Below are 1,903 nucleotides of genomic sequence, written 5' to 3' on the forward strand. Positions count from 1 at the left end.
TTATCGGCGCTTTGGTGAAGGGGTGGGGCGAAGTCTCCCACGGTCTGTACTGGCTAGAGTCAGATGCTGGCTTTTAGTCCCACCACCCCTACAAGTCTAAACATACAAGCGGGCTTGCTCGCGAAGGGGCCATCACCTTCAACATTGATGTCGGCTGACACACCGCTTTCGCTGGCAAGCCAGCTCCTACAGGATCCGGTTCGCACAATGGGTATCGGGTTGTCAGATGGCTGGTTTGTTTATCGCAGCACCGGGAATGTCAGCACCCTTGGCCCGCGGCTTGGAAAACTTCCACGCATCCCCCGCCGGCGCCGTGCCTTTGTCGTAGGGCTTGCCCAGCAGCATGTAGACCAGGCCCGCACCCATCACCACCAGCGTGGTGAGGATCATCGAATAGTTGATGTACCAGGCCGCGTCCGGCGAGCGCGGCCAGACCATGTTGACGATGGCGCACACGCCATAGACCAGTGCCGCCAGGTTCACCCACAGGCCCCAGGCGCCGAGGGTGAATTGACCGTTCGGGCGCCAGCCCTTGGCACGGGCGATCAGCGCGGCGACCACGATCAACTGGAAGGCCACGTAAATGCCGATCGCGGCGAAACCGACGATGGTGGCCACGGCATCGGCCATGAACATCCCCAGGCAGACAATCGCCGCCGGCACCAGGCCGCTGACCAGCAGCGCGAACGACGGTACCTGGTTGGCCGACAGGCGCTTGAACAGTGAGCTGCCGACGATCATCTCGTCCCGGGCATAGGCGAACAACAGGCGGCTGGCCGCCGCTTGCAGGCTCAGCACGCAGGAAATAAACGAGACCATGACCACCGCCATCACCAGGCGCGAACCGACCGGGCCGAAGGCATTGGCCAGGATCGTGGCGACCGGGTCGGTGTCTTCACCGGCCAGTACCTTGGCCATATCCGGCACCGAGAGAATCAACGCCAGGCACGCGAACATCGCTGCCGCGCCGCCGATGTAGATGGTCATGCGCATGGCCTTGGGAATGCGCTTGCCCGGGTTCGGGGTTTCTTCCGCGACATCGCCGCAGGCCTCGAACCCGTAGTACTGGAACAGGCCGGCCAGGGAGGCCGCGAGGAAGGCCGGCAGGTACGAGCCATTGACCTCAAGGTTGAAGGTGTCGAACAGCACGCCGATCGGTTGATGACGCTCGAAGATCAGCAGGTAGCCACCGACCAGGATCGCCCCGACCAGTTCGCAGAGGAAGCCGAACATCGCCACCCGTGCCAGCAGCTTGGTGCCCACCAGGTTCAGCGCGGTGGACAGCAGGATGATCGCCAGGGCGATGACGATGTTGGCATCCGGGCCGGGATTGAAGCCCAGCATGATCGCCAGGTACGGCCCGGCACCCACAGCGACCCCGGCGATGGTGGCGCATAACGCCCAGGCATAGACCCAGCCGACCATCCACGCCCAGCGCTTGCCCACCAGGCGACGGGCCCAGGGGTAGACGCCACCGGAAATCGGGAACTGCGACACCACTTCGCCAAAAATCAGGCAGACCAGCATTTGCCCGGCGCCAATCAGCAGGTAGGACCAGAACATCGGCGGGCCGCCGGCGGCCAGGCACAGGCCGAACAGGGTATAGACCCCGACCACCGGCGACAGGTAGGTAAAGCCCAGGGAAAAGTTCTCCCACAGGCTCATGCTGCGATTGAAATCCGAGCTGTAGCCGAGGGCGCGCAGTTGTTCGGCGTCCTGATCGGCGCTGCTTGCACGCGTGTTGGATGAGCCACTCATGTTATTTCCTCATTATCAATGGCAGTGGATTGCGGTGTGGGAGCCAGCCTGCTGGCGATGGCGCCCTCACAGCCAACCATTCCCTCGCGACTGTACCCAACCCCCTGTAGGAGCTGGCTTGCCAGCGAAGGCGCCCTCACAGCCA

General features: G+C 63.2%; 1 protein-coding gene. It reads right to left on the reverse strand.

Annotated elements, in window-relative coordinates:
- Window positions 1-222: 222 nt before the first annotated feature.
- Complete coding sequence (locus SOP85_RS30910; protein WP_323629393.1) at window positions 223-1,758, reverse strand: APC family permease; 1,536 nt, start codon at window positions 1,756-1,758, stop codon at window positions 223-225.
- Between the last annotated feature and the right edge of the window lie 145 nt (window positions 1,759-1,903).

The sequence above is a fragment of the Pseudomonas sp. YuFO20 genome, assembly GCF_035064975.1.
Classification (GTDB): Bacteria; Pseudomonadota; Gammaproteobacteria; order Pseudomonadales; family Pseudomonadaceae; genus Aquipseudomonas; species Aquipseudomonas putida_AE.

Bases quoted from the DNA above. Each gene is read 5' to 3' on its own strand.
- SOP85_RS30910 (WP_323629393.1), bottom strand. From the start codon at position 1,758: ATGAGTGGCTCATCCAACACGCGTGCAAGCAGCGCCGATCAGGACGCC.